Source organism: Novosphingobium sp. ES2-1, assembly GCF_015169775.1.
Classification (GTDB): Bacteria; Pseudomonadota; Alphaproteobacteria; order Sphingomonadales; family Sphingomonadaceae; genus Novosphingobium; species Novosphingobium subterraneum.
Genome location: NZ_CP063445.1, coordinates 1,672,065 through 1,691,867, shown reverse-complemented (window position 1 = coordinate 1,691,867; position 19,803 = coordinate 1,672,065). Strand labels below are relative to the sequence as shown.

Genomic DNA, 19,803 nt, shown 5'->3' with positions numbered 1-19,803 from the left:
CAACGAAAGAGAATAGGGGGACAGGATGCAGGTAGTTGCCGTCGATATTGGCGGGACCCACGCCCGCTTCGCGATTGCGGAAGTGACGGGGGGAAGGGTCGTTTCCTTGGGTGAAGCGGTCACGCTGAAGACCGCCGAACACGGGTCTTTCCAGCTCGCCTGGGAGGACTTCGGGCGGATCGTCGGCAGGCCATTGCCGTCGGCAGCAGCGATCGCAGTTGCGGGTCCGGTTGGCGGCGAGATCATCAAGTTCACCAACAATCCGTGGATCATCCGACCGGCTCTGATTCCCGAAAAGCTCGGTGCGGAACGCTACGTGGTGGTGAACGATTTTGCCGCCGTGGCTCATGCAGTGGCGCAGGCGGACGATAGTCATTTCCTGCATCTCTCCGGCCCGGAAACGGATTTGCCATCCACTGGCGTGATCAGTGTCGTCGGCCCCGGCACCGGCCTCGGTGTCGCGCAACTCTGGCGGAACGAAAGCGCCTATCGCGTTCAACCGACCGAGGGCGGGCATATCGATTACGCGCCGCTCGATGCGATCGAGGATGCGATCCTCGCAGGCCTGCGCAAGCGTCATCGCCGGGTATCGGTCGAGCGTGTCGTGGCAGGGCCGGGCATAGTCGACATCTACGAGGCTCTCGCGCTGTTGGAAGGCCGCCCATACACCCCCCGCACCGACCGCGAGCTTTGGGAACTCGGCACTTCAGGTGGCGATAGCCTCGCGGCGGCGGCGGTTGACAGATTCTGCCTGTCGCTGGGCAGCGTTGCCGGCGACCTCGCGCTCGCGCACGGTTCGACTGGCGTGGTGATGGCGGGCGGACTTGGCCTGCGCATCAAGGACACGCTAGTGCGATCGGGATTTGCTGACCGGTTCCGCGCCAAGGGTCGCTTCGAAGGGCTGATGGCGGCGATCCCGGTGAAGCTGATTACCCACCCGCAGCCGGGCCTGTTCGGTGCAGCAGCAGCCTACGCCCAAGCCTATCCAGACTGATCAATGTGTGGATAGGCGCGCGGTGCCTCGCCCGCCTATGGATGGGACCAGATAGACCGGCATTCTCGCTTTAATCGGGCAATTAATTCTGGTGGATTCGTTCTGCCGAAGCGGTATTGCTTGGGTCGGAAGCATGAATGCGGATGCCGAAGGAGAAGGTGCCCAGATGGAATACGAGACCATTCGCGTCGAGCGTGCAGGCGATGTCCTCAAGATCGTGCTGAACCGGCCGGAGCGGCTGAACGCCTGTCCGCCGAACATGGCGCTTGAATTGGCCAATGCCGTCAACGATCTCGGTGGAGCACGTGCCGTCGTGATCACCGGAGAGGGCCGCGCGTTTTGCTCCGGCGCTGATCTTGCCGCGCGGGGTGATCGCTCGATTGCAGGCGGGCGAGGTGCCTACACTGCGCTGACGCAGGCCTATAATCCCTTGATGCTTGCATTATCGCGCCTGCCGGTTCCGGTGGTCACGGCGGTCAATGGACCTGCGGCAGGCGTCGGATGCTCGATAGCGCTGGCAGCCGATTTCGTGATCGCCGCCCGCAGCGCCTACTTCCTCCAGGCTTTTGTCAACATTGGGCTCGTGCCCGATGGGGGCGCCTCGTGGATGCTTACGCGTCTCGTCGGCAAGGCGCGTGCCACCGAGATGATGATGCTGGGCGAAAAGATCGGAGCGGAGAAGGCAGAAAGCTGGGGCCTGATCTACAAGGCTGTGGACGATGCCGCTCTTCAGGACGAGGCGATGGCTCTGGCTACCCGACTGGCAGCAGGGCCAACGGTTGCCCTCGGCGTGATGCGGCAGAACATCGCCAAGGCGCTTGAAGCGGACTACGCCAGCGCCTTGCTCGTCGAAGCCGAAGGACAATGGAAAGCCGGCGACAGCGCCGATGCGGCCGAAGGTGGAAAGGCGTTTCTCGAAAAGCGCAAGGCGGCGTTCACCGGGAAGTAAGCCCTTGATATGCGGATGGTCTACCCCACTTCAGGGGTATGACCACCCGCAGGATCTGGACTATCGGCTATGAGCAGGCAACCGTGCCTGCGGTGATGAAAGCGCTGCGTGAGGCGGGCGTTGAGGTGCTTGCCGATGTCCGGGCCCTTCCTCTGTCTCGCAGGCCGGGCTTCTCTAAGTCGGCGTTGGCGGCAAATGCGCGCGATGCCGGGATCGAGTATGTGCATTTCAAGGCGCTCGGAACCCCGGCCGAAGGACGCGCGGCGGCACGGCGCAACGATCACGCAACTCTCGAGCGGATTTACGAAGGCCAGCTCGAACTTCCCGAAGCGATTGCGGCCGGTGCCAGGTTGGCCGACATGGCAAGCGAGCGCAAGGTTGCTCTGCTCTGCTATGAGCGCGAGGCACACGGCTGCCATCGCGCCTTGCTGCGGCAGGCCATCTTGCCGGACTTCGAGGTGATCGACCTGATCCCCGTGGACGCTGCCTAGGCGCGCAATTCCTCATCGAGGAACGCTGCCACGTCGGCGAGGTCGACGTCCTTTGCAAGGAATGTCTGCCCGATCCCCCGCATCAGCAGGAAGGGCAAAGTGCCTGCGTCCATCTTCTTGTCGTGCAGCATGTGGTCCACAAGGCGGCGGCCATCGCAGGCAAGGCCAAGCGATTGCAGTGATGATGGCAGGCCGACCGCTTCCATGTGGGCCGCTATCCGACGCGCATCCTGTCCGTTCATGAGCCCTCGACGTGCCGAGAAGCGCGCGGCGAGTACCATGCCCAGGGCAACGCCTTCCCCATGGAGCAGGCGGTCCGAAAAGCCGGTCTCCGCTTCCAGCGCGTGGCCAAAGGTGTGGCCAAGGTTCAGCAACGCGCGGATTCCGGCAGTCTCCTTCTCGTCTGCGGCGACGATCCGGGCCTTTGCTGCAACGCTCCTGGCAATTGCAGTTTCCCGCGCGCCGCTGTCACCTGCGAGCAACCTTGTCCCATTGGCCTCGCACCATTCGAAGAAGGGCGCGTCGTCAATCAGGCCGTACTTGATGACCTCGGCGTAGCCTGCACGGGTGTCGCGCAAGGGCAGCGTGTCGAGGGCCAGCGGATCGGCGAGTACCAGCGAGGGCTGGTGGAATGCGCCAACCAGGTTCTTGCCGGCGGGCGTGTTGATTGCGGTCTTGCCCCCGACACTGGAATCGACCTGGGCAAGGAGCGTGGTGGGAATCTGGATGAACCCGCAGCCCCGCTTGATCATCGAGGCGGCAAATCCCGTCAGGTCTCCGATCACGCCTCCGCCGAGGGCAACGATGTTGTCCTTGCGCTCGACTTCCAGTGCCAGCAGCCAGTCGACAACTTCGGCGAGGCACTGCCAGCTCTTGGTGCTTTCGCCGGCGGGCAGAACGAGCCATTCGCTGCGGATGCCTGCAGCCGTGAATGAGGCCGCAACCACTTCGCGCCAGTTTGCGGCGACGTTCGCATCGGTGACAACGGCAACACGGTCCTTGCGAAGGAATGGCCGGCAATGCTGGCCCGCATTGGGCAGAAGCCCTGCCTCGATGCGCACTTCGTAAGGGGCGCCAGCGATGGCGACGGGGATCACAGCCATTTGTCGATTGCCTTGAGTATCTTGTCGGCAGTCACATGATGCGGCTGCGCACTGCTGGTGACGTGAATCGGGGCCTGGGAGTAGAACGGTTCCCGTTCTGCTTTGAGGCGAGCCAGGATCTCGCGCGGGTCTCCCGACCGAAGGAGGGGGCGGTTGTCCTTCCGGCCTACCCGCTCGACAAGGGTTTCGACGTCGCTGTCGAGCCAGACTGCAATGCCTTTTTCAAGGATCAGTGCGCGGGTTTCGGCATTGCAGAACGCGCCGCCGCCGGTGGAGAGCACCTTGCGGTCCGTGTGCTGGCCCGTGCCCATCAGGCGAACGATGACGCGACGCTCACCATCGCGAAAATATTGTTCGCCATATGTCGCGAAAATCTCGGGGATCGGCATGTGTGCGGCGCGTTCGATCTCTTCGTCCGCGTCGAGGAAAGGCAGGTGCAGCATTGTCGCCAGCTTTCTGCCGACGGTCGTCTTTCCCACACCCATCATGCCGACGAGCACCAACGGTCGTGCAATCCGCCGCGCGATGCGGGCGATTTCGGACGAGCTGAGCGGATGCGCGTCATGTTCCATTGCCGCGCCGCCTATACTTGCGCTAGTGCCCGTTGCAAGCACCGCCTCGACTGCACGGCGGTGCAAAAGGGTTTGTCGTCTGGTACCGGGTGGTTGAATGAAGAGGATTGCCGTGGTCGCTCTGGCAGCAGTTGTAGTGGTGGCCTTGTTGACGGTGATCTGGATCAGAGGTGGAACACAGCCGATGCAGTGGGTTGAACAGCCGGTCGGCGAACCTCCGGTCGGGGGCAATGCGCAGTGAGCAGGCGGGTGTCCGGAAGGATGACGTTCTGGCTGGGCGGCGTTGCTGCCCTGGCTTCCCTGTCCGGGGCCTTGCTTGCGCAGGAATCCCTGCTCCCACCGGGCTTTGATAACCCTCCTGCGCCCACGCGCCCTGCGCCCACGCGCCCTGCGCCACAGCGATCCAGCGCCCCAGCACCGGCACCGGCACGCAACGCGGCTCCCGCGGCAGTGCGTCCAGCTGCTTCGGGATCGGCGGCTCCCATGCCGACAGCTTCGCCCGTCGTGCAACCGTTGCCCGACACGGTGCAACCCGTAGCCACGACCGGGGGCGGTCTCAGCGATCAGGCATTGCTCGATTCGATCGACCCGGCACTGCTCGCCAAGCTTATAGATTCGGCGAGGCCCAAATCGGACATTCCGCCGGCCGGACGGCGCAGCCTCGATGTCGTGGGCGTGATCGACCAGAGCGATGGCGGCTTCCCGGTCGGCTCGACGCATTACCTCAACGGCCCGTTCGTCGAGGGCGTGATCACGAAGATGCGCGGACGCTTCGTGTCGCGCTGGGGCCACATCCTCGCACGCAGGGTGATTGCCAGCAGGCTGGCAACACCTGTCGGCATGAACGGGGCGGACTGGGCAGCGATGCGTGCGCAGCTGCTGCTGCGCATGGGCGAGGCGGACGCGGCGCGGGCGATGGTGCAATCGGTCGACAGCGGAAATTTCACCCGTGGTCTCGAGGATGCGGCGATGGCGAGCTTCCTTGCCACGGCGGATCCCGTCGGGCTGTGTCCCATCACAGCACTCACTGCAGCAGGCCGGCCCGGGTGGGACTGGGAACTTTCGCGTGCGATCTGTTCTGCCTTCACCGGCGAAGGTTCGACCGCGATGGCCACGCTCGACAAGGCCTTGCGCAGGGGAACCGGAACCAAGATCGACATCTTGCTGGCACAGAAGTTCGCCGGAGCGGCAACGAACGCGCGGCGTGCTGTCAAGATCGAGTGGAACGATGTGGAGGCACTGACGCCCTGGAGCATCGGCATGTCCTTTGCCACAGGGCTTGAGCCTCCGGAGGACCTGCGCAAGAAGGCTGGCGAGAACTATGCCTTGCTGGCGGCGCGGGCGCCGATGCTCTCCATTTATTCACGGGCCGCGGCTGCCGATGTTGGCGCTGCACGTGGCGTACTGTCGTCGCGGTCACTGATCGACCTCTACAGCGCGATCTATGCTCAGCGCGATGCCGAGGCAGCAGACGCCACTGAGGATGAATGGACCCAGCGGGCAGCGACCCTGCGCACCGCCTATGTGGCCGAGGCGCAGGAAGACCGGCTTGACGCGATCCGCAGCCTGTGGGGCGATGGCAATGATCCGGAGCGGGCCTATGCAGGGCTGGTCCTGACATCTCATGCATCAGCACGGATGGTCCCCTCCGAGGCACTGGCCGATAGCGCGGCGCCCTTGATTTCGTCGATGCTGACCGCCGGACTCGATCGCAACGCGATAAAATGGGCACCGTTCTGCCCGGTTGGAACGGAGGCCTGGGGATTGCTGGTCCTGTCAAATCCGGGCCGGGCGAACCGAACTGGGTCTGAAGGGCTGAACGCATTCGCTGACAATGACGACTCCGATAACGCGATCAGATCGCGCTTCCTGCTTGCGGGCATGATGGGGCTCGAGCGGGTCGACCCTGCCGCCGCGCGCGACTTTGCAGGCAAGCTGGGCGTTGATTTCAACCGGCAGACTCGTTGGACCCGGGCGATCGATCAGGCTGCGGCGTCGAACAATCAGGCCTTGGTGGCTTTGCTTGCGGCCTTTGGCATGCAGGGCGATGGCTGGGGCCGGATGACCCCGTTGCACCTCTATCATGTGGTGTCGGCCCTGCACCGTGTCGGGCTCGGTAACGAGGCGCGCATGATTGCTGCCGAAGCCGTCGCTCGCGTCTAAGGGGGTGAAAGCCAGGGCAGAGCCTGCAGTCGAAGATTTTCTGTCGATGCTGGCTGTCCAGCGCGGAGCGGCACCCAATACAATCGCCGCCTATCGCCGCGATCTTGCGGGTGCGGCCGAGGCGATCGGGTGCTTGTCGACAGCAACGCGCGAAGACATTTCGCGGCTTTCGGTCGCCTTTGCGGACCTGGCGCCAGCCTCGCTGGCACGAAAGTCTTCGGCTTTGCGGCAGTTCTACGGCTTCCTTGTCGACGAAGGGGTGAGAGAGGACGATCCGTCCGGCGCCTTGCCACGGCCAAAGACCCGTCGCGCTCTCCCCCGCCTGCTCGGCCATGAGGAGATCGGCGCTCTTTTCAGGCAGGCGGAAGAGGATGCCGCGTCCCGGACTCCGGAGGGTCTGCGGATGCTGGCGCTGTTGGAGCTTCTCTACGGGTCTGGCCTGCGAGCGACTGAGCTGGTTTCGCTCCCATTGGCGGCGGTGCCTCGTGATGCACCGTTCCTGACGATCACGGGAAAGGGAGGGACGCAGCGGATGGTGCCGGTTTCCGCCCGGGCCGTGAAGGCGTTGTCCGATTGGCTGGTAGCGCGGGGAGGGGGCGGGCGATTCGTCTTCCCATCGCCGCGAGGTGGGTTCCTGTCGCGCGTTCGATTGTTCCAGTTGCTAAGGGATTTGGCGCTTCGGGCTGGCCTGGACCCGGAAAAGGTCAGCCCGCATGTGCTGCGCCATGCCTTCGCCACCCATCTCCTGGAGGGCGGCGCTGACCTGCGCGTGTTGCAGACCTTGCTGGGCCACGCCGATATCGCGACCACGCAAATCTACACACACGTTGACTCCGCGCGTCTGGTCGCCCTCGTAAACCAGCGTCATCCGCTTGCCCGGAGTTGACCAAATCCGCGCTCGCGCCTAGCGGATTGGCCATGATTTCCTACCTCGAGTTCGAAAAGCCGGTCGCCGCGCTGGAAGCCCGCATCGCCGAACTGCGCCAGACTGCGCAGGGCGGAGACATCGACATCTCGTCCGAGATCCGCAGGCTTGAAAGCAAGTCGGCCGAATTGCTTGCCAGCACGTACAAGGCGCTGACCCCTTGGCAGAAGACGCAGGTTGCACGGCACCCTTCACGTCCGCATTTCAAGGACTACGTCGAGAAGATCTTTACGGATTTCATGCCTTTGGGCGGGGATCGTCTGTTCGGTGAAGATCAGGCGATCGTCGGTGGTTTCGCCAAGCTGGATGGTCGCCGGCTCATGCTTATCGGCCATGAAAAGGGCAACGATACCCAAAGCCGCATTCGCCACAACTTCGGCATGGGCAAGCCCGAAGGCTATCGCAAGGCGATCCGGCTCATGGAAATGGCGAGCCGATTCGGGCTGCCTGTCGTGACGCTTGTGGATACTTCGGGAGCCTTCCCGGGCGTAGAGGCGGAAGAGCGCGGTCAGGCTGAAGCAATCGCAAGGTCAACGGAGGCCTGTCTTGCGCTGGGCGTTCCGATGGTGGCGACCATTGTGGGCGAGGGCGGATCGGGCGGCGCAGTGGCGCTGGCAAGCGCAGAACGCGTCCTGATGCTTGAACATGCCGTTTATTCGGTCATTTCTCCCGAAGGATGTGCCTCTATCCTGTGGCGTACGGCCGAGAAGGCTGCAGATGCGGCAGAGGCCATGAAGGTGACGGCGCAGGATCTGCTTTCGCTTGGCGTGATCGACCGCATCGTGCGCGAACCTGTTGGTGGAGCGCACCGCGATCCTGACGCGACCTGTGCGCTCCTGGGCAAGGCCATCGGCGAAGAGCTCGATGCCCTCGTCGGAAAGCCGGCGGACGAGCTGCGCCAGATCCGGGCAGAACGCTTCCTGCGCATCGGCGCCTGATCGCGGGCGCCATCTGGCGCTCGGGAACCGGATTTGCGACAAGACGGTTATCGGACCAGTCCCGTAGCGGGCGGGTGTTCTGCACTCGCGTCCCGCTAGACCTTCGCCTTGGGGAGTTGAAGATGCCGTTATTCCGCCGTTCGCGTGCAGCGTTTCTGACTGTGTCAGTCATCGCGATGTCGTCTCTGCCTGCGTGTGTCAGTCAAACTGGCAGTCCGGCAAGCGCGCAAGGCGCGACGCAGGCTATCAGCGCAGCCGACAAGAAGCAGGGCGCTGAGGCGCATCCACAACTGCTTCAGGAATTTGGCGGAGCGATGACGGGGGCGCAGGCCACCTATGTCGAAACGGTGGGCAAGAATATCGCGATCCAATCCGGCCTCAGCAACGCGCGCGGTGATTTCACCGTCACCTTGCTGAATTCCCCGGTCAACAATGCTTTCGCCATCCCTGGTGGCTATGTCTACGTAACGCGTCAGCTTGCGGCGCTGATGAACAACGAGGCCGAACTGGCCGGCGTGCTGGGGCATGAAGTCGGTCACGTGGCCGCACGCCACGCGGCCAAGCGCGAAAGCCAGGCGACTCGCAATTCGTTGCTCGGAGCGCTTGGATCGATCCTGTCGGGTGCCTTGCTCGGTAACAGCGCCCTTGGCCAGCTTGGCCAGCAGATTTTCTCGACCGGCAGCCAGTTGCTGACTCTCAAGTATTCGCGCGGGCAGGAAACCGAAGCGGACAACCTCGGGATCACCTATCTTCAGCGGGCAGGCTACGATCCTCGGGCGATGTCGACAGTTCTGCAGAGCCTTGCCAACCAGAACGCACTCGATGCCAGCGTTAAGGGGACGACGAATCAGGTGCCGGAATGGGCCAGCACCCACCCTGACCCCGCGTCGCGTGTCCGGGCAGCATTAACCCGAGCGGGCAACACCACCGGAAGAACGAACCGCGATACCTTCCTCGCTGGCATCAACGGGCTGACCTATGGGGATGATCCTGCCCAAGGCATCGTCGACGGTTCCAGCTTCGTGCATCCCGCTCTGCGGCTTGCCTTCCGGGCCCCCAATGGCTTCTACCTCGTGAATGGCACGCGGGCCGTCTCCATCTCCGGGCAAAGCGGGAAGGGCGAGTTTTCGACCGCAGCATATAGTGGAAATCTCGAGAATTACGTGCGCTCGGTCTTCACCAAGCTTTCAAGCCAACAGCAGCTCGCGCCTGCAACGCTTGAACGGACCACGGTCAACGGCATCCCCGCCGTCTACGGTACAGCCCGCGTAAACAGCGGCAATGGACAGGTTGACGTTGTGGTGTTCGCGTATGAATTCGGCCCGCAGCAGGCCTATCACTTCACGACCATCAGCCAGGCGGGGCAAGCCTCGCAGTTCGATACCATGTTCCGGTCCATCCGGAGGATCAGTGCAGCCGAAGCATCGGCGGTCAAGCCTCGCCGTCTGTCGGTGGTCACTGTAAAATCGGGCGACACTGTCGAATCCCTGGCGAAGCGGATGGCTTATACCGACCAGCCGCTGCAACGGTTCCTGGTGCTCAACGGTCTTTCCTCAGGGAGCCGTCTGGTTGCGGGGCAGAAGGTCAAGCTGGTCGTCTATTGACGCTGCTTCTTCTGAATTCTCGACGAACATACGAAAAGAGGCAGGTGCCATGGCACCTGCCTCTACAAATCCTCTGACGAGGAGCCGACTATTAGTTGGCCTGGTCAGCGGTGTCCATGTCGTTCGACACGTCGGTGAAGGTGTTGCTCAGCGAGTTGCCCAGCGAGGTCATGGCGCCGATGGCAGCGACAGCAACGAGAGCAGCGATCAGGCCGTATTCGATCGCGGTTGCACCTTCGTTGTTGGCGAGCAGGTTACGGAAAAGCTTCATGTTCGGTCTCCTAGAGGTGGTGCTTCATTCTTCCCGTCCCGCCCCATTTTGTCCCCGGAGCGAGCATTCGTACTCTTACTTACAAAAGACTAAGGATTCGTTAATCCGTATTCGTCTTCTGGTTAGTGTTTTCATCTACAGTGACGTACAAGTTGTACAAAGCTGCGGTGAAGTTCTTCATGCCAAAGGTGGCAGCAAGGCCGATCAACGAGATAAGTAAACCGTATTCGACAGCTGTAGCGCCGCAATGGTTACGGAAGATTTTCAGAAGAAGGGTCTTCATTTCCGTTTCCATGGTTGCAGCGTAGGTTGGTCTACGTTGCCATTCCTAAGAAAAGGTTGATAGGCGCGCAGAATGGAAAAATTCTCGACAGTCATGATCGTCGTGGCGGTAGCGATCCTTGATCGGGCAGGGCGCGTGCTGATGCAACAACGCCCCCCGAACAAGCAGCACGGCGGCCTCTGGGAGTTTCCCGGCGGCAAGGTGGAGGCGGGGGAGACCCTCGCTGCTGCGGTTGTAAGGGAAATCGACGAAGAGCTAGGCCTTGCGATCGACGCAGAAGGCCTGTTCCCGATTTGCTTTGCCAATGATGCGCTGGCCTCCAGCTCCCGGCAGATCCTCCTTTTGCTCTATGGCGCGCGAATCTGGGGTGGCGTGGCAATGGCCAAGGAAGCTGGGAGCGCCATTCGCTGGGTAGACGCCAAGGAACTGGCAGGTCTGCCGATGCCCCCGTTGGACATTCCGCTAGCCCAGGCGGTAATTCCTCTGCTTGGGGGTTGCCAAAGGTGAATCAGCCCCCTAAAGGCGCGTCTCCCAAGCACCCGTAGCTCAGCTGGATAGAGCATCAGACTACGAATCTGAGGGTCGGACGTTCGAATCGTTCCGGGTGCGCCACCTTCCTTCGGTAAGGTGATTCGGGAAGGCTGTGCCGCTGGTTCAGCCAGGACATGATGGTGAGCACCCGTAGCTCAGCTGGATAGAGCATCAGACTACGAATCTGAGGGTCGGACGTTCGAATCGTTCCGGGTGCGCCATCACCGTTTCTCGAAAGAGCCCGCCTTTGCGCGGGCTCTTTTCGTTTCTGGCAGCCCATGCATTTGTGCGACCGCGAACTGCGAGCCAGAACGGTTCGCGGAATTTGCATAGGTATCCATAATAGCTTCGTATTGACCGAACAGCGTTGCGAACGGGCTGTGCTAAGGTATAGGCTCGCCTGTGCGTTCCTGACCCTACGGAACCCGAGGCTGCCAGAAAAGGAAACCCAGACTTGGCGAAGTCCCCGAGGCCCAGAGCCAATACATCTGCCACGAAACCTACCGCTAAGCGTGCGACTACTTCCGTTGTCGGGACCGAGCCGGTGATTGCGTCCGACGTAGCCGAAGAAGCGGCCTTCGCCTTGCGGAGTCTCCAGCAGGCGCATGCGAACAACAAGCGCTACGATGCCAGTGATGAGGAACTGCTGAAGTTCTACGAACAGATGGTTCTGATTCGCCGCTTTGAGGAAAAGGCGGGTCAGCTTTACGGTCTCGGCCTGATCGGCGGGTTCTGCCATCTCTACATTGGCCAGGAAGCTGTCGCCGTTGGCCTTCAGTCCGCCCTCAAGGAAGGGCACGACAGTGTGATCACCGGGTATCGCGACCATGGCCACATGCTCGCTTACGGCATCGATCCCAAGGTCATCATGGCAGAGCTTACCGGACGCGGCGCAGGCATTTCGCGCGGCAAGGGCGGCTCGATGCATATGTTCAGCACCGAGCACAAGTTTTACGGCGGTCACGGCATCGTCGGGGCACAGGTTCCGCTTGGCGCAGGTCTCGCCTTTGCGCACAAGTACCGCAATGACGGCGGCGTCTGCATGGCGTACTTCGGCGACGGTGCGTCGAACCAGGGCCAGGTTTACGAGACTTTCAACATGGCGGCGCTGTGGAAGCTGCCGATCATTTTCGTGGTCGAGAACAACGGTTACGCGATGGGGACGGCGGTAAAGCGCGGTTCGGCCGAAACGCACTTCTATCGCCGTGGCACGGCGTTCCGGATTCCGGGCATGGACGTGAACGGCATGGACGTTCTCGAAGTCCGTCAGGCAGCGGAAGTTGCGCTTGAGTACGTCCGCGCCGGCAATGGCCCGGTCCTGATGGAACTCAAGACCTATCGCTACCGTGGCCACTCGATGTCTGACCCTGCAAAGTATCGCAGCCGTGAGGAAGTGCAGGAAATGCGCGACAATCACGATCCGATCGAGGGCGCCAAGGCCGAACTTCTCAAGCGCGGTGTGACCGAGGAGAAGATCAAGGATATCGACAAGCGCATTCGCCAGGTTGTCGCCGAGTCGGCGGACTTCGCCGAAACATCGCCCGAGCCGGATGTGGCCGAGCTTTATACCGACGTGCTGGTGGAGAACTATTGAGATGGCCATCGAACTGAAGATGCCTGCGCTCTCCCCGACGATGGAGGAGGGCACGCTTGCCAAGTGGCTGGTCAAGGCCGGAGACGAAGTGAAATCGGGTGACATCCTCGCCGAGATCGAGACCGACAAGGCAACGATGGAATTCGAAGCTGTCGACGAGGGTACGATCGGTGAAATCCTCGTGGCAGAGGGCACCGAGGGCGTGAAGGTCGGCACTGTCATTGCGACCATCAAGGGCGAAGATGATTCGGCTGACGCGGCACCTGCAGCTGCAGCCGCACCCGCAGTCGAACAGAAGGCAGCCGAAAGCGAAGCGCCTGCCGGACAGGACGCCAAGGCCAAGGCAGCGGCCGCGATCGCGCCCAAGAGCGATGCCAAGCCGGCCGCCGATCCCGAGCTTCCCGCTGGCACGGCGATGGTTCCGACCACGGTTCGCGAAGCGCTTCGCGATGCCATGGCCGAGGAAATGCGTGCCGACGATCGCGTTTTCGTGATGGGCGAGGAAGTGGCCGAGTACCAGGGCGCGTACAAGGTAACGCAGGGTCTGCTCGAGGAGTTCGGCCCACAGCGCGTCATCGATACTCCCATCACCGAGTATGGCTTTGCCGGTATCGGCGCAGGCGCTGCCATGGGCGGCCTTCGCCCGGTCATCGAGTTCATGACGTTCAACTTCGCCATGCAGGCGATCGATCACATCATCAACTCGGCCGCGAAGACCAACTACATGTCCGGTGGCCAGATGCGCTGCCCGATCGTGTTCCGCGGCCCCAACGGTGCTGCCAGCCGCGTCGGTGCGCAACACTCGCAGAACTACGGTCCATGGTATGCCAACGTCCCCGGCCTCGTCGTCATCGCGCCCTATGACAGCGCCGATGCAAAGGGCCTGCTGCGCGCGGCCATTCGCAGCGAGGATCCGGTAGTCTTCCTCGAGAACGAACTGGTCTATGGCCGCACTTTCGACGTGCCGCAGATCGACGATTTCGTCCTGCCGATCGGCAAGGCGCGCATCGTTCGTCCGGGCAAGGATGTCACGATCGTTTCGTACTCGATCGGCGTCGGCTTCGCGCTCGAAGCAGCCGAAGCGCTTGCCGCCGAGGGCATCGATGCAGAAGTGATCGATCTTCGCACGCTTCGCCCTCTCGACAAGGAAACGGTTCTCGCCTCGCTGGCGAAGACCAACCGCATGGTCGTGGCCGAGGAAGGCTTCCCGGTCTGCTCCATCGCTTCCGAGATCATCGCGATCTGCATGGAAGAGGGCTTCGATCACCTTGACGCCCCCGTCCTGCGCGTATGCGACGAGGACGTACCGCTGCCTTACGCGGCAAATCTTGAAAAGCTGGCCCTGATCGACGCCAGCAAGATTGCGGCTGCCGTGCGGAAGGTCTGCTACCGCTGAAGTGGTTGATCCGCTGAAAGTTCAGGGGCGCCGGAGCGATCCGGCGCCCTTTTGCATTCAGTCGTATCCGTCATAGACGTTGCATCGTGCGATGGGGTTAGGCGCGGCGGCGTTGCGTTGGTAGATCTGGGTCAGGTCCCGATCCGCACGGACGTTGAAAGTTGCGGTGGTCCGTATCACGGCATCGGGTACGAAGCGTTCGCTGACGAGCGGCTGGTAAGCGTACTCGATCTCGACGAAAATGACCGCATCGCCTTCGGTCGCGGTCACTTCCTCCCCTGCTGGCCCCATTCCTGACAGCGAGCCATCGGTTCCCGTTCCTTCACCACCGTACGACGATTGAAAGTTCCGCTTACCCTTGCAGCGCTGCCAGTGGATGTATTGGGTATCTTCAGTGCCCGGCACCACCTCGAGGCTGCTGATGACCACGCGGCCATGCTCGAACAGATCGAGCTTGCCCGCCTGGATGTTGGCGCCAACCAGCAGGTCGTTGATGTCGCTTTCGTAAATCTTCAGGTTTTCGAGCATCGACTCGTCGCCAATGCGTGACCCGTTATCGGCCAGTTGCATGGCAAGCTGGCTGACACGCATATGAGTGATGGCAAGATTGCCCAGTTCCGCTCCCCACAGCCCGAGAGTTAGCACAAGTGGCGCCCCAAGAGCGAGCTCCACCGCCGCGACGCCGGACCTGTTGCGGACCAGGCCCGCCAGGCGTTCGACAATCCGCTTCATGTACAGTTCCCGAGTTTCGCCCGGCTTTTCTGGGCATCGTAGGGCTGGTTCCGGAGTACCGTGCTGGCGCTGTTGGTTACTGTTTCGCTGAGGCCAATCAACGACGCCATCGGGAATTTGCGACTGTAGGTCATGGTCGCGGTATAGACGACCGCGTCGCGCGCTCCTCCCAGACCATTGGCGCCTCTGTCGCGATCCCATGTGCCGCTGCCGTTGGCGTCCTCGTAAGGCTCTCCGTCATCGCAGACGCCGTTTTCGTTGGCGTCGGTATAGTCTTCTTCCAGCCCGATATCCGTGAAGTTTGCATAAGCCTTGCGCGAAAACGCGATGGAAGCGTCGGGGACTACGCGGTGGACCTCTGCCTTCACCGCATCATCCAGCGTGGTCAGCGTGCTTGCTGCCCCTTCGACAGTGGAATCGCGCGCGGCGCGCTGCAGCGCCCCTTGCAGCATGGTGTTTGCATATACCGAGTACCCCATGTCGAAGAGCCCCATCAACAGGAGCACTAGAACAGGAGATGCCAGCGCGAATTCCACCACCGTTGCGCCATCCGCATCCGTGCCGAGGCTGTGCAGTTGGCGCCTGATCATTGGGCCAGTCTCAGGTCACCGATCGAACGGGCGATCTTCCGGAAGGCGTTCTGCAGCTCTTCGGCATTCTTCGCGCTGAAATAGTGGCCGCTGCCCGCACAGTCGGTCATGATTGGGTTGAGATCGGTGCCGAATGCGACGAACCAGACCGTGACGTTGCGCTTCTTTACTTCCTCGCAGACGAAGGAAAACCGCTTTTCGATCGTCTGCGTGAGCGTGAGGGGCGAACTGGGATGCCAGCGCCGCTGCGCGATCGGTTCCACGCCATAGGAACTGTAACTGATGTCCAGCGAGGAGGTCTGCCCGTCAGTCAGGAAGATCAGGTGGCGACTGGTCCTCTGACGGGTGGAGACATCGGCGTTCTCGGCCGCGAAGATTCCGCTCGGAGACAACAGTCGCGCCGCCCAGATCATGCCGATGTCGTGGTAAGTGCTGCCTGCGGCAACCAGTCCGTCGATGTAGCCGTCGAAGGCGCTCTGGTCCCAGACCTGCAGTTTGCGCGCTGACGTGGGGCAGGCAGCGAATCCGGCAATGCCGGGAGCAAGGAACTCGCTGTTGGTGGTGACTTCGCTGGTGGTGAAGCTGCCCGAGCCATCCCAGAGCCTGGCGCGCTCATAAATCATGGCAGGATACATCGGCCGCCACTGCGTGTCAGGCGCGCCGGCGGTCGGCACGGTGTCGATATCGAGATCGAGAGCGCGATCGAGATCGACATTGTCGTAGTCGTCGATCTCGTAGGTGGATCGCTCTTCAATGCAACCGTTAGACGCTGTGCGCCAGTCGCTCGTGTCCTTCAGCACATCCTTGTAGAGCCAGGAACTGCCTGAAGCGAGACTGGGCTCGGTGATATACTTGAAGGTGTCGACGTAGCTTGCGTAGGTCGTGGTGGAAAGCGTGCAGGTACTGCCTGAACGAGAGACGGAGTAGGTGTTGCCGTTCCTCGTACGATTATAGGTGTAGGTTGTCCTTGTGCCGGACGGATTGCTCACTTGGGCGGTCGTCGTGGACATGAGTTGCGTCGACGTTGTCAGCGTGTTCGCCGGTGCGGAACAGGTATATCCGCCACCGGCCTCCGTCGCGGCAAACGTCGAGGTGGTGGTGTAATAGGTTCCGGAGACTGGAGAGACCGCACTGTAATAGCCATAAAGCCCGCCGCTTCCACTGGTGCCAACCAGGGTCCGCGATGGATAGCGCCACTGCGGGACCACCCACTCGTCCTTGAGCAAGCCGCCGACGTTCACGTTCGTTGAATAGGGAACGAAGCCATAGCGAATCCGGCTTTGTGGCTGGCGATTCGCTTCCATGGTGGCGTAGAAGCCCTTCACCACCGATTTCAGCACGGCGATCTTGGGCGAGGTGTCGTCGGGGTTGCTCTCGGCCATCGAGCCGGTGACATCGAGAGCCATCATGATGTCGGTGTTGGGCACGCTCAGTTCGGCGCGGCAATTTACGGAAATGGCAATTTCGTCCTTGCCGAAGAACTGCATGATGTCGGTGGGAAGGATGACGGACGCAATGCCGCCGACGGATTGATCGTCCTCCAGCGTCATCACGAAGTCTCGGTCGACGGAGTTGTAGATGCCGTCGGCAAAGTTCGCGTTGAAGAAGTGCGTGCCCTTGCTGATGACCGCTGCTCCGTCGATGTCCGGGTCGAAGTCCACGATCGCGCCCAGTTCCTTGCGTGCACCCAGGACGCCGGCATCACAGGCCTGTTGAAGTCGGGATTCGACGAGATAGGCGCGCCCCATGTCTATGCTTGAGCCAACCAGGGCAAGCAGCGGAACGACCGACATCGCAAGCATGGTCAGGGCATTGCCTGACTCATCCCGGCAGAGACTGCGCAGGCATCTGACCGTCGAACGATAATGCGTTCGAAGCCACGAATGACGGCAGGAAAGATAAGCGTCTGACGACATGATTAGACGACTACGCAGAAACCCCTAATATTAAGGATAACTTTCATCGTAAAATATTTCCTAAAGTGTCCGGAGCGCACAGAGGAAATCGTATAAGGCGTGCTTAACCCAAAGCCGTGTACGCGATTTGGTGACGCCCCAATGGATATTCAGCTTTCCATCAAAAAAAGGGGCTGAGTATATGTGATGGGAAATGCATCAACCCCAATAAACGACAGCACTGTCGGTATGCTGTAAGTCATGGTTACGGTTTTCTCGACAGTCCCATCTATACGCGGATCGATTACATTCGTTACGCTGATCGCCAGACGCGCGCTTTCCAGCTTGTAAGGACTCTTTATCGCGATGGATCGCAGGTAAAACCGGATCTGATCGTTGGTAAGCTCATTTCCGGTCTGATAGTTCACCACAGCATAACGCATCACGTCTGACGCAACCGAACGCATCGCGTTGTAGTTCTGCATGCCAATGCCGATCTGCAAAACCCCGAGCATCAATGCGAGGATCGTGGGTGCGAGAAGAGCAAACTCCGTTACCACGGAACCCTGCTTCTGGCGCAGCAATGCACGGAGCGTTCTGGCCAAGCGTCCGGTAGTCATGCCTTTGTCCTCTGACCGAAGAGAACATAACGATTGACCTGGAGCGAAATGGTCGAGCCCAAGCCGAACTCCGTCCAGATCGGCACGTAATCGTAAGACAACGTGACCTGCACATACCGCGAAACATTGTCGCCTGTCGCGCACGTGCTTTCCAAGGCGACATAGGCGTTCGAGGAATTGCAACGATAAGCCGCCGCCACCATGACCTGTTCGGGTTCAAGTCCGGCTGTGGCAACAACCACGTTCTTGAGTGCGTTCAGTTCGTCCGACGTGTCAGGGTCGGTGGCAAGTGCGACGGATTCGGCCAGCGTCATGGCGCTCTGCAACTCGCTTTGCCGCGCAACCAGGCTGCTTACCTGGTAGGCGCCAAGGCTGAACAGCACCATGAGCGGGGCGATGATGGCGGTTTCCACGGCCATCGCCCCGCTTGGATCGCGGATCAGGCGTTGCAGAAGCGATCGGGCTGGGATCATACGATCAGCTTCACCTTGCTGACTTCCTTGGCCACCACGGTGTCTTCAGTCAGTCCGGGCGGACAGAAAGAGCTCATGTTGGCCGTGCCGGAGATCGCGATCGTGTCAGCCGCGATCATCAGGCATTGGCTGGTAACCCTTGCGGTCCCCGTGAAGTCGATGCCGCTGTTCGGAAGGTAAATGGTGCCGTTAAGGACCGTATCGGAATCGCCGTTGATCTTGCTGCGGTCAGTTCCGGTGGAGGCGCGATCTTCGAATACCAGCATGCCGGCCAGCGCGTTGGCGTTCGTTTCCGATACACCACGGCTGACCAGTTCCGAAGCCTGAATGGCAGTGAGGTTGATGTTCGAGCCGCCATTGATCTTGATGTACGCACCATTCTTGAGCACGAACATCACACCGCTGCCGACGACGGCGTACTGACCGCTGATCTCGACCCCGCCACCGTCGATGATGTAGACGCCCGGCGCAAACGTCGTGGCGCAAGACACCTTTATGCCCCCGACATAAGTCCCGGGCAGCGCAGAGGCCAGGTCGGCGGTGGTCGTCTTGCTGATGTTGGACAGGGTGGTGGCAACAACCGTTTCCATCTTTTCCCAGACGATGTTGTTACCAGAACCGTTGTTCGTCTGGGTCCACACCACGGTGGTCGTGTAGGTCGTGCCAGCCACGGCCGTGTTTTCGACGATGACATAGCTGTCGTTGCCCTCGGTCGAATAGTCCTTCTTGGCGTTCTTGCTTCCGCTGACCTGCTCGGTCGCAGTTTGCCATGTCGCACCCTTCCAGTAGGTATAGGTGACAGTGGTCTTCTTGTTTCGGTCGGCTCGGGTCGTGGTCGTACCTTTCACGCAGTAGTAGCTGCGCGCCACCTGGCTTTCAGCCGGGTTCGGCGGCGAAAGGTTGGCATAGGGATCGAACAGGCCTTCGAGATAGTCGTGGACCTCGTCGTCCGTGTGGTTGCTGAACCATTCGTCGATGCCGCCGCGAGAAAGCACCCAACCGGCATCGATGTCGGGATTGCCGTCGACGAGGATGGACGAGTCGGAGGTCGAAAGGGCCGCAATGCCGCACTTGGCCTTCAGCACGGAAGTGCCGCCGATCGTGACGGCGCCGCTATCGTCTTCATCAAGCGCGAGCAGACAGGACGTAAAGGACGTGCCGGACGTATAGGCTGCCTGCGCCGATGCTGTGACCGTGGTGCCTTCTCCCGTCAGAAAGCTCGAGAAGGGCAGGGTGTCCCGCACCGTCGCGCTCACCGTGACGCTGTTGTTGCTGCCACCGGCATAGCTCGACAACGTAACCGAGGGCGGGCCCACGGTGATGTCGTTAACGGTTGAGATGTTGGCGTTGAATTCCTGAAGCGCCCGGTCCGAATAGATGGCGCGCGTCGCGCTCTGCGTTCGGGCCCAGGCGCCGGCCAGAGCTGCCTGATCCACGGCGAACTGCAATTCGCGCTTCCACATGTACCACTGTGCGGTATCGACCGCCAAACCCGCCCCGCCAATGAATGCCGGCATGCCCAGGGCAAGCAGCAGCGTTGCATTGCCGCCCTTGTGCCGGGCAAGGCGCTTGCACAAGTGGACCAACCCCGAGAGTGATCGAAATGCTGAGAGCATGCTGCTACCGTTTTCTCATTCCGTCGGCGGCTGCCGATGCCAATCCCGCGAATCGTTAAGTAG

Annotated in this window: 21 protein-coding genes and 2 tRNA genes; 13 read left to right on the top strand and 10 right to left on the bottom strand. The window is 61.3% G+C overall.

Going from position 1 to position 19,803, the window contains the following annotated elements; translation table 11 throughout:
* Nucleotides 1-25: 25 nt before the first annotated feature.
* From IM701_RS08260 to IM701_RS08250, 3 genes are all read left to right on the top strand, one after another.
* A complete protein-coding gene (locus tag IM701_RS08260; RefSeq protein WP_039332166.1) occupies nucleotides 26-994 on the top strand; it encodes a glucokinase in 969 nt (322 codons plus the stop codon).
* 166 nt (nucleotides 995-1,160) lie between these two features.
* Nucleotides 1,161-1,943 (top strand): enoyl-CoA hydratase-related protein, encoded by a 783-nt coding sequence (locus tag IM701_RS08255; RefSeq protein WP_039332424.1) that lies wholly within the window; start codon nucleotides 1,161-1,163, stop codon nucleotides 1,941-1,943.
* A 38-nt stretch (nucleotides 1,944-1,981) separates the two neighbouring features.
* A complete protein-coding gene (locus tag IM701_RS08250; RefSeq protein WP_193826640.1) occupies nucleotides 1,982-2,434 on the top strand; it encodes a DUF488 family protein in 453 nt (150 codons plus the stop codon).
* On the opposite strand, the gene aroB is transcribed toward IM701_RS08250, so the two are convergent.
* Together aroB and IM701_RS08240 are read right to left on the bottom strand one after the other, a co-directional pair.
* A complete protein-coding gene (gene aroB / locus IM701_RS08245; protein WP_193826639.1) occupies nucleotides 2,431-3,537 on the bottom strand; it encodes a 3-dehydroquinate synthase in 1,107 nt (368 codons plus the stop codon). The genes IM701_RS08250 and aroB overlap by 4 nt on opposite strands.
* Nucleotides 3,528-4,109 (bottom strand): shikimate kinase, encoded by a 582-nt coding sequence (locus tag IM701_RS08240; protein ID WP_039332172.1) that lies wholly within the window; start codon nucleotides 4,107-4,109, stop codon nucleotides 3,528-3,530. The genes aroB and IM701_RS08240 overlap by 10 nt, the downstream gene beginning before the upstream one ends.
* A gap of 97 nt (nucleotides 4,110-4,206) precedes the next feature.
* Here IM701_RS08240 and IM701_RS08235 point away from each other — a divergent pair, with 97 nt between their 5' ends.
* The 5 genes from IM701_RS08235 (at nucleotide 4,207) to IM701_RS08215 (ending at nucleotide 9,739) form a co-directional block, all read left to right on the top strand.
* The gene (locus tag IM701_RS08235; protein WP_156135713.1) at nucleotides 4,207-4,350 is read left to right on the top strand and encodes a hypothetical protein; all 144 of its coding nucleotides are present in this window, start codon (nucleotides 4,207-4,209) and stop codon (nucleotides 4,348-4,350) included.
* A 242-nt stretch (nucleotides 4,351-4,592) separates the two neighbouring features.
* Nucleotides 4,593-6,272 carry a hypothetical protein gene (locus IM701_RS08230; RefSeq protein ID WP_193826638.1) on the top strand — a complete coding sequence of 560 codons (1,680 nt, stop codon included), beginning with the start codon at nucleotides 4,593-4,595 and terminating at the stop codon, nucleotides 6,270-6,272.
* Between the two features lie 46 nt (nucleotides 6,273-6,318).
* Complete coding sequence (locus IM701_RS08225; RefSeq protein WP_052242050.1) at nucleotides 6,319-7,158, top strand: tyrosine recombinase; 840 nt, start codon at nucleotides 6,319-6,321, stop codon at nucleotides 7,156-7,158.
* 32 nt (nucleotides 7,159-7,190) lie between these two features.
* Complete coding sequence (locus tag IM701_RS08220) at nucleotides 7,191-8,135, top strand: acetyl-CoA carboxylase carboxyltransferase subunit alpha (protein WP_039332178.1); 945 nt, start codon at nucleotides 7,191-7,193, stop codon at nucleotides 8,133-8,135.
* Between the two features lie 122 nt (nucleotides 8,136-8,257).
* Entirely contained in the window at nucleotides 8,258-9,739 is a 1,482-nt protein-coding gene (locus IM701_RS08215; RefSeq protein ID WP_193826637.1) for a M48 family metalloprotease, read from the top strand.
* A gap of 91 nt (nucleotides 9,740-9,830) precedes the next feature.
* On the opposite strand, the gene IM701_RS08210 is transcribed toward IM701_RS08215, so the two are convergent.
* Together IM701_RS08210 and IM701_RS08205 are read right to left on the bottom strand one after the other, a co-directional pair.
* On the bottom strand, nucleotides 9,831-10,010 hold the full coding sequence (locus IM701_RS08210) for a Flp family type IVb pilin (RefSeq protein ID WP_193826636.1): 180 nt from the start codon (nucleotides 10,008-10,010) through the stop codon (nucleotides 9,831-9,833).
* Nucleotides 10,011-10,110: 100 nt separating this feature from the next.
* The gene (locus tag IM701_RS08205; RefSeq protein WP_193826635.1) at nucleotides 10,111-10,293 is read right to left on the bottom strand and encodes a Flp family type IVb pilin; all 183 of its coding nucleotides are present in this window, start codon (nucleotides 10,291-10,293) and stop codon (nucleotides 10,111-10,113) included.
* Nucleotides 10,294-10,365: 72 nt separating this feature from the next.
* Between IM701_RS08205 and IM701_RS08200 the strand changes: the two genes are divergently transcribed.
* The 5 genes from IM701_RS08200 (at nucleotide 10,366) to IM701_RS08180 (ending at nucleotide 13,814) form a co-directional block, all read left to right on the top strand.
* Nucleotides 10,366-10,800: a (deoxy)nucleoside triphosphate pyrophosphohydrolase gene (locus IM701_RS08200; RefSeq protein WP_039332184.1), complete on the top strand. Its 435-nt coding sequence runs from the start codon at nucleotides 10,366-10,368 to the stop codon at nucleotides 10,798-10,800.
* Nucleotides 10,801-10,828: 28 nt separating this feature from the next.
* Nucleotides 10,829-10,905: transfer RNA gene (locus tag IM701_RS08195), tRNA-Arg, on the top strand.
* Nucleotides 10,906-10,968: 63 nt separating this feature from the next.
* A tRNA-Arg gene (locus tag IM701_RS08190) sits at nucleotides 10,969-11,045 on the top strand.
* 362 nt (nucleotides 11,046-11,407) lie between these two features.
* Nucleotides 11,408-12,418, top strand: a complete 1,011-nt coding sequence (pdhA, locus tag IM701_RS08185; protein WP_230487851.1) for a pyruvate dehydrogenase (acetyl-transferring) E1 component subunit alpha — start codon at nucleotides 11,408-11,410, stop codon at nucleotides 12,416-12,418.
* A gap of 1 nt (nucleotide 12,419) precedes the next feature.
* A complete protein-coding gene (locus tag IM701_RS08180) occupies nucleotides 12,420-13,814 on the top strand; it encodes a pyruvate dehydrogenase complex E1 component subunit beta (RefSeq protein ID WP_039332188.1) in 1,395 nt (464 codons plus the stop codon).
* Between the two features lie 57 nt (nucleotides 13,815-13,871).
* Here IM701_RS08180 and IM701_RS08175 read toward each other — a convergent pair whose 3' ends face one another.
* The 6 genes from IM701_RS08175 to IM701_RS08150 all read right to left on the bottom strand — a co-directional run bounded on the left by IM701_RS08175 (nucleotide 13,872) and on the right by IM701_RS08150 (nucleotide 19,740).
* Nucleotides 13,872-14,546 (bottom strand): TadE/TadG family type IV pilus assembly protein, encoded by a 675-nt coding sequence (locus IM701_RS08175; RefSeq protein ID WP_193826633.1) that lies wholly within the window; start codon nucleotides 14,544-14,546, stop codon nucleotides 13,872-13,874.
* Complete coding sequence (locus IM701_RS08170; RefSeq protein ID WP_039332192.1) at nucleotides 14,543-15,136, bottom strand: TadE/TadG family type IV pilus assembly protein; 594 nt, start codon at nucleotides 15,134-15,136, stop codon at nucleotides 14,543-14,545. Before IM701_RS08170 ends, IM701_RS08175 begins: the two co-directional genes overlap by 4 nt.
* Nucleotides 15,133-16,938 carry a Tad domain-containing protein gene (locus tag IM701_RS08165; RefSeq protein ID WP_193826632.1) on the bottom strand — a complete coding sequence of 602 codons (1,806 nt, stop codon included), beginning with the start codon at nucleotides 16,936-16,938 and terminating at the stop codon, nucleotides 15,133-15,135. The genes IM701_RS08170 and IM701_RS08165 overlap by 4 nt, the downstream gene beginning before the upstream one ends.
* A 263-nt stretch (nucleotides 16,939-17,201) precedes the next feature.
* Nucleotides 17,202-17,651, bottom strand: a complete 450-nt coding sequence (locus IM701_RS08160; protein ID WP_039332197.1) for a TadE/TadG family type IV pilus assembly protein — start codon at nucleotides 17,649-17,651, stop codon at nucleotides 17,202-17,204.
* Nucleotides 17,648-18,124, bottom strand: coding sequence for a TadE/TadG family type IV pilus assembly protein (locus tag IM701_RS08155; protein WP_193826631.1), 477 nt, complete (start codon nucleotides 18,122-18,124; stop codon nucleotides 17,648-17,650). The genes IM701_RS08160 and IM701_RS08155 overlap by 4 nt, the downstream gene beginning before the upstream one ends.
* Entirely contained in the window at nucleotides 18,121-19,740 is a 1,620-nt protein-coding gene (locus IM701_RS08150) for a TadE/TadG family type IV pilus assembly protein (RefSeq protein WP_193826630.1), read from the bottom strand. The genes IM701_RS08155 and IM701_RS08150 overlap by 4 nt, the downstream gene beginning before the upstream one ends.
* Nucleotides 19,741-19,803 lie beyond the last annotated feature (63 nt).

Excerpts from the sequence above, each read along its gene's own strand:
- IM701_RS08240 (WP_039332172.1), bottom strand. The coding sequence starts at position 4,109 with ATGGAACATGACGCGCATCCGCTCAGCTCGTCCGAAATCGCCCGCATC.
- IM701_RS08250 (WP_193826640.1), top strand. The coding sequence starts at position 1,982 with ATGACCACCCGCAGGATCTGGACTATCGGCTATGAGCAGGCAACCGTG.
- IM701_RS08205 (WP_193826635.1), bottom strand. The coding sequence starts at position 10,293 with ATGAAGACCCTTCTTCTGAAAATCTTCCGTAACCATTGCGGCGCTACA.
- IM701_RS08225 (WP_052242050.1), top strand. The coding sequence starts at position 6,319 with ATGCTGGCTGTCCAGCGCGGAGCGGCACCCAATACAATCGCCGCCTAT.
- IM701_RS08215 (WP_193826637.1), top strand. The coding sequence starts at position 8,258 with ATGCCGTTATTCCGCCGTTCGCGTGCAGCGTTTCTGACTGTGTCAGTC.
- IM701_RS08230 (WP_193826638.1), top strand. The coding sequence starts at position 4,593 with ATGCCGACAGCTTCGCCCGTCGTGCAACCGTTGCCCGACACGGTGCAA.
- IM701_RS08165 (WP_193826632.1), bottom strand. The coding sequence starts at position 16,938 with ATGCTTGCGATGTCGGTCGTTCCGCTGCTTGCCCTGGTTGGCTCAAGC.
- IM701_RS08180 (WP_039332188.1), top strand. The coding sequence starts at position 12,420 with ATGGCCATCGAACTGAAGATGCCTGCGCTCTCCCCGACGATGGAGGAG.
- IM701_RS08260 (WP_039332166.1), top strand. The coding sequence starts at position 26 with ATGCAGGTAGTTGCCGTCGATATTGGCGGGACCCACGCCCGCTTCGCG.
- IM701_RS08220 (WP_039332178.1), top strand. The coding sequence starts at position 7,191 with ATGATTTCCTACCTCGAGTTCGAAAAGCCGGTCGCCGCGCTGGAAGCC.
- IM701_RS08255 (WP_039332424.1), top strand. The coding sequence starts at position 1,161 with ATGGAATACGAGACCATTCGCGTCGAGCGTGCAGGCGATGTCCTCAAG.
- IM701_RS08150 (WP_193826630.1), bottom strand. The coding sequence starts at position 19,740 with ATGCTCTCAGCATTTCGATCACTCTCGGGGTTGGTCCACTTGTGCAAG.
- IM701_RS08160 (WP_039332197.1), bottom strand. The coding sequence starts at position 17,651 with ATGACTACCGGACGCTTGGCCAGAACGCTCCGTGCATTGCTGCGCCAG.
- aroB (WP_193826639.1), bottom strand. The coding sequence starts at position 3,537 with ATGGCTGTGATCCCCGTCGCCATCGCTGGCGCCCCTTACGAAGTGCGC.
- IM701_RS08235 (WP_156135713.1), top strand. The coding sequence starts at position 4,207 with ATGAAGAGGATTGCCGTGGTCGCTCTGGCAGCAGTTGTAGTGGTGGCC.
- IM701_RS08155 (WP_193826631.1), bottom strand. The coding sequence starts at position 18,124 with ATGATCCCAGCCCGATCGCTTCTGCAACGCCTGATCCGCGATCCAAGC.
- IM701_RS08170 (WP_039332192.1), bottom strand. The coding sequence starts at position 15,136 with ATGATCAGGCGCCAACTGCACAGCCTCGGCACGGATGCGGATGGCGCA.
- IM701_RS08210 (WP_193826636.1), bottom strand. The coding sequence starts at position 10,010 with ATGAAGCTTTTCCGTAACCTGCTCGCCAACAACGAAGGTGCAACCGCG.
- IM701_RS08175 (WP_193826633.1), bottom strand. The coding sequence starts at position 14,546 with ATGAAGCGGATTGTCGAACGCCTGGCGGGCCTGGTCCGCAACAGGTCC.
- IM701_RS08200 (WP_039332184.1), top strand. The coding sequence starts at position 10,366 with ATGGAAAAATTCTCGACAGTCATGATCGTCGTGGCGGTAGCGATCCTT.